This window comes from Pseudomonas agronomica (genome assembly GCF_025917275.1).
GTDB lineage: Bacteria > Pseudomonadota > Gammaproteobacteria > Pseudomonadales > Pseudomonadaceae > Aquipseudomonas > Aquipseudomonas agronomica.
In genome coordinates this window covers 1-4,727 of the sequence record NZ_JAOSHO010000395.1, presented here as the reverse complement: position 1 = coordinate 4,727, position 4,727 = coordinate 1, and the positions used below count along the sequence as shown (strand labels likewise).

Annotated in this window: 4 protein-coding genes; 2 read left to right on the top strand and 2 right to left on the bottom strand. The window is 60.9% G+C overall.

From position 1 onward, the window contains the following. Positions 1-107: 107 nt before the first annotated feature. On the top strand, positions 108-1,340 hold the full coding sequence (locus tag OC610_RS21350) for a nucleoside permease (RefSeq protein WP_264430569.1): 1,233 nt from the start codon (positions 108-110) through the stop codon (positions 1,338-1,340). Positions 1,341-1,358: 18 nt separating this feature from the next. On the opposite strand, the gene OC610_RS21345 is transcribed toward OC610_RS21350, so the two are convergent. Beyond that, positions 1,359-2,015, bottom strand: a complete 657-nt coding sequence (locus tag OC610_RS21345) for a polysaccharide lyase family 7 protein (RefSeq protein WP_264430568.1) — start codon at positions 2,013-2,015, stop codon at positions 1,359-1,361. Between the two features lie 247 nt (positions 2,016-2,262). On the opposite strand from OC610_RS21345, the gene OC610_RS21340 reads away from it, so the two are divergent. Further along, positions 2,263-2,598: a hypothetical protein gene (locus OC610_RS21340; RefSeq protein WP_264430567.1), complete on the top strand. Its 336-nt coding sequence runs from the start codon at positions 2,263-2,265 to the stop codon at positions 2,596-2,598. Positions 2,599-2,754: 156 nt separating this feature from the next. Here the strand turns inward: OC610_RS21340 and OC610_RS21335 are convergent, their stop codons facing one another. Continuing rightward, positions 2,755-4,518 (bottom strand): L-lactate permease, encoded by a 1,764-nt coding sequence (locus OC610_RS21335; protein ID WP_264430565.1) that lies wholly within the window; start codon positions 4,516-4,518, stop codon positions 2,755-2,757. Between the last annotated feature and the right edge of the window lie 209 nt (positions 4,519-4,727).

Sequence of the window (4,727 nt, the reverse complement as noted above, 5' to 3'; positions counted from 1 at the left end):
GCAAGCTCCCTCGCCACAAAAGCAGTCTACAAAAGCAGTCCACAAAAGCAGGCGGCAATAACAGCGCACGACTTTGTTTCAACAAGAACAACAAGACGGTGACAGTCATGACCACGATGAATGCACGCCTCAGCGTGATGATGTTCCTGCAATTCTTTATCTGGGGTGGCTGGTTCGTCACCCTGGGCACGTTCCTGTCCAGCACGCTGCAAGCCAGTGGCGGGCAGGTCGGCATGGCCTTCGCCACCCAGTCCTGGGGGGCGATCATCGCGCCGTTCGTGATCGGCCTGGTCGCCGACCGCTACTTCAACGCCGAGCGCATCCTGGCGGTGTTGCACCTGGTGGGCGCGGTGTTGCTGTATCAGCTGTATTCGGCGGTGGATTTCGGCGCGTTCTACCCCTTCGTGCTGGCCTACATGGTGATCTACATGCCGACGCTGGCCCTGGTCAATTCCGTGGCCTTCCGGCAAATGCGCGACCCGGCGCTGGAATTCTCGCGCATCCGCGTGTGGGGCACTGTCGGTTGGATCGTGGCCGGCGTAGTGATCAGCTTTGTGTTCGCTTGGGATTCGCGCGAGGCGATCTCGGCGGGCGGCCTGCGCAATACCTTCCTGATGGCGGCCATCGCCTCGCTGGTTCTCGGGCTCTACAGCTTCACGCTGCCTGGCACGGCACCGCTCAAGGAACAGGCGAGTGCCGGCGGCATCAAGCAGTCCCTGGGGGTCGATGCGTTGGGGCTGCTCAAGGATCGCAGCTACCTGGTGTTCTTCATCGCCTCGATCCTGATCTGCATCCCCTTGGCGTTTTATTACCAGAACGCCAACCCGTTCCTGGCCGAGACCGGCATGACCAACCCGACCGCGAAAATGGCCATCGGGCAAGTTTCCGAGGTGCTGTTCATGCTGCTGTTGCCGCTGTTCATCCAGCGTTTCGGCATCAAGTTGGCGTTATTGGTGGGGATGTTGGCGTGGGCGTTGCGCTACGTGTTGTTCGCCTATGGCGACAACGCCGGCCTGGCGTTCATGCTGTTCACCGGCATCGCCCTGCACGGCATCTGCTACGACTTCTTTTTTGTCTCGGGGCAGATCTACACCGACGCCAAGGCGCCGAAACACCTGCGCAGCTCAGCCCAGGGCTTGATCACCCTGGCGACTTATGGGGTGGGGATGTTGATCGGTTTCTGGGTGGCGGGGCAGGTGACCGATCATTTCGTGGTGGAAGGCGGCCATGATTGGAAAAGCATCTGGCTGTTCCCGGCCGGTTTTGCGCTGGCGGTGTTCGTGTGTTTCCTGTTGACGTTCAGTGGTCGTCAAGCGGTCGTGGCACCGTCCGAGGCGTAAGCGTGGGAAGAGCGTCAGTCACTTGTGACTGGCGCTCAGCTTGGTGTAGGTCACTTTCCCGCCTTCGTTGGAATAACCCTTGTTGTCCAGCGTGTAGACGCCGGCCTTGAAATAGAAGTCGTAGCCGTACCAGGACTTGTCCAGCTTCACCTGCTTGCCGCTGTTGCCGATCAGCATCGTGAGCTGGCCTTGCTTGTCCATTTGCAACGTGTAGTAGAAGGATTTGTTCAACGGCACCTTGGGCACGGTGTAGATCACCGGGCTCTTTTTGTCGTTGGGCTTGACCCGGTATTCCACGTCGATGTTGCCAGTGCCTTTTTCGTAGCGATAGACCAGTTTCAACAACGGCGTTGGCGCATCCTTGGCGTGAATCTGCGCCACCACCACACGGCCTTCCGACGGCACCTGGTTGACCGACAGTTCGCCCTTGAGGGCGTTGGTGCCGCTGTTGTAGCGCCAGTTGCGATGCTTCCCGTCCTTGCTGGTTTCCCGCAGTTCGGAACGCGGGAATTTGCTGTTACCGGTATGAGAACCGGTGACGGGTGCCCAGAAGATGATCCGCTGGCCGTTATTGTCGAAATAGATATTTTTCAAACTCGGCATGGCTTTGGTCGCCACGACCTGCGCGGGCGTTTGCACCGGCAGGGTAACGCTCCAGGTTGTCACGTCAATCATGATGAAACCCTCCAACGGGACCGGCCGTTACCTGGCGGTCGTCAAGACAAGAAACTGCCTTCCGTGGCGCAGTTTTCATGCTATCGACGCGAGTCTGTTTCGCTGGAGGCGCACCTGACGAATGGCTCTGTCATGGGCCTTTCGAGCCCTGAAATGGGCGGAGGATGTTGTGTCATTTTATTGCTGATCGGTTAGAGTACGCGCCGCCCGAGAGATGGATCCCGGGCGTTTACCCATGGAGCCTCAAATGAACCACATCAGCAAAGTTGTCGCCTGCGCACTGTTCGGCCTGGTCCTGGCGGGTTGCACCGGCACCCCGATGAAGACCCAGCAATACGACAGCAGCCAATACACCGTCGTCGGTCACAGCGAAGCCAAGGCCACCGGCCTGCTGCTGTTGGGCGTGATCCCGATCCGCCAGAACAACCGTTTCGTCCGTGCCCAGACCGCGGCGATCCAGGCCAAGGGCGGCGACGCCATGATCAACACCCAAGTCCAGGAAAACTGGTTCTGGGCCTGGGTCCTGACCGGCTACACCACCTCGGTGTCCGGTGATGTGGTCAAGCTGAAGAACGTTCAGTAAAAACCAGCTTGTCCCCGTCTGACGGGGACGTCGTAGGAGCTGCCGAGCGAAGCGAGGCTGCGATCTTTTTCCCCAGCCACTGGGGCCCAAGCGAAAGATCAAAAGATCGTCCGAACGCGGCCCGAGCCTTCGGCAGCTCCTACAGAACGCACTCAATCAACGTCCTCCCACCACCATGTGACTGAACGGCGCCACATACGCCTGCAACGTCACCAGCCCGCCCACCAGGATCGCCAACACCACCGAGTGGAAAAACACGTAGCGCAGGATTTCCCCTTCGTGGCCGTACCAGCGGGTCGCGGTCGAGGCGACCACGATCGACTGGGCGTCGACCATCTTGCCCATCACCCCGCCTGAACTGTTCGCGGCAGCCATCAACACCGGGCTGATGCCCAATTGCTCCGCCGTGACCCGCTGCAAGCCGCCAAACAGCACGTTGGAAGCCGTGTCCGAACCGGTCAGCGCCACGCCGAGCCAGCCCAGCAGCGTGCCGAACATCGGGTAGAAGATGCCCGTCGCGGCGAACGCCAGGCCCATGGTCGCGTCCAGGCCCGAATAACGCGTCAGGAAACCCAACGCCAACATCGCTACGATGGTGATCAGCGAATAGCGCACCACCCAGAGCGTTCGCAGGTATTGGCGCAGCAATTGCGGGATCGAATAGCCCATCAGCAAGCCGCCGAGAACGGCCGCCAGGAAGATGCCGCTGCCGGTGGCGGTGAACCAGTTGAACTTGTAGACCGCTTCCTCGGTTTTTGGCTGGGGCACCACGGGCGGGACCTTTTCGATCTGCTGGTGGATGGTGCCGAAGGTCAGCAGGGGCGAGAAGATCGGATTGGCTTCGCGCATCGGCTTGCCCTGTGGGTCGAGCTTGGCCGATTGGGTCTGCGGGTCGATGGCCGGGCGGGTGTCGAACAGGTTCTTGAAGCCCTGGGTGCCCCAGGCAAACACGAACACTGTGAGGATGATCCACGGCATCCAAGCGCGCAGCACGGCGGGACGGGCATCATTGGAAAACGCGGCGCTGGCGACCGGCGCCTGTGCTTCGCTGGCGTCGATCTTCGAATCATCGTGCCGACCCGACAGCGCCGCAGAGGTATGCACCGTGGCCGGTTTCCAGACCTTGATGAACCCGGTGAGGCACGCCATGGAGATCAGCGCGGCGATCACGTCCACCAGCATCGGCCCGTGGAAGTTCGACACCAGGAACTGCGGGATGGCGAAGCTGACGCCGGCCACCAGGATCGCCGGCCAGATCTCCAGCATCTTGCGCCAGCCGGCGAACGCCCAGATCAGCCAGAACGGCACGATCACCGAGAAAAACGGCAATTGCCGACCGACCATCATCGACAGCTCCATTTCATCCAGCCCGGTGACCTTGGCGAGGGTGATGATCGGCGTGCCCAGGGCGCCGAACGCCACCGGGGCGGTGTTGGCGATCAACGCCAGGCCCGAGGCGGCCAGCGGCGAAAAGCCCAGCCCGATGAGGATCGCGCCGGTCACCGCGACGGGCGTGCCAAAGCCCGCCGCGCCCTCGAAAAACGCGCCAAAACAAAAGGCAATCAACAGCAACTGCAAGCGGCGGTCATCGGTGATGCGCGCCAGGGAATCCTGCAGGACCTTGAACGAACCGTTCTCGGTGGTCAGCCGGTGCAGGAAGATGATGTTGAGCACGATCCAGCCGATGGGCAGCAGCCCGTTGGCCGCGCCGTAAAGCGCCGCCGAACCGGCCATGTTGGCCGGCATGCCGAAGGCAAAAATCGCGATGAGCAACGCCGAGGCCAGGGCGTACAGCGCCGCCAGGTGCGCCTTGACATGAAAGAACGCCAGGGACGCCAGCATCACCACCACCGGAACCGCCGCCAGGAGCGTCGACAGCACCGCATTACCGAAGGGATCGTAGACTTGTTGCCAGACCATGTTCCACCTCTGCTTTTTATTGTTGGAAGTGCAGGCCCCCGGGGGGATTGGCAGAGAAGTATAGGCGGGGATTTGTCCCTGGATTGCCGCAACTCCCTTTGTGACGAGGGGACTTATCCCGCTAGGTCTGTAGGAGCTGTCGAGCGAAGCGAGGCTGCGATCTTTCCCCTGCCCATAGAATCGAGAGCGAAAGATCAAGATCAAAAGAT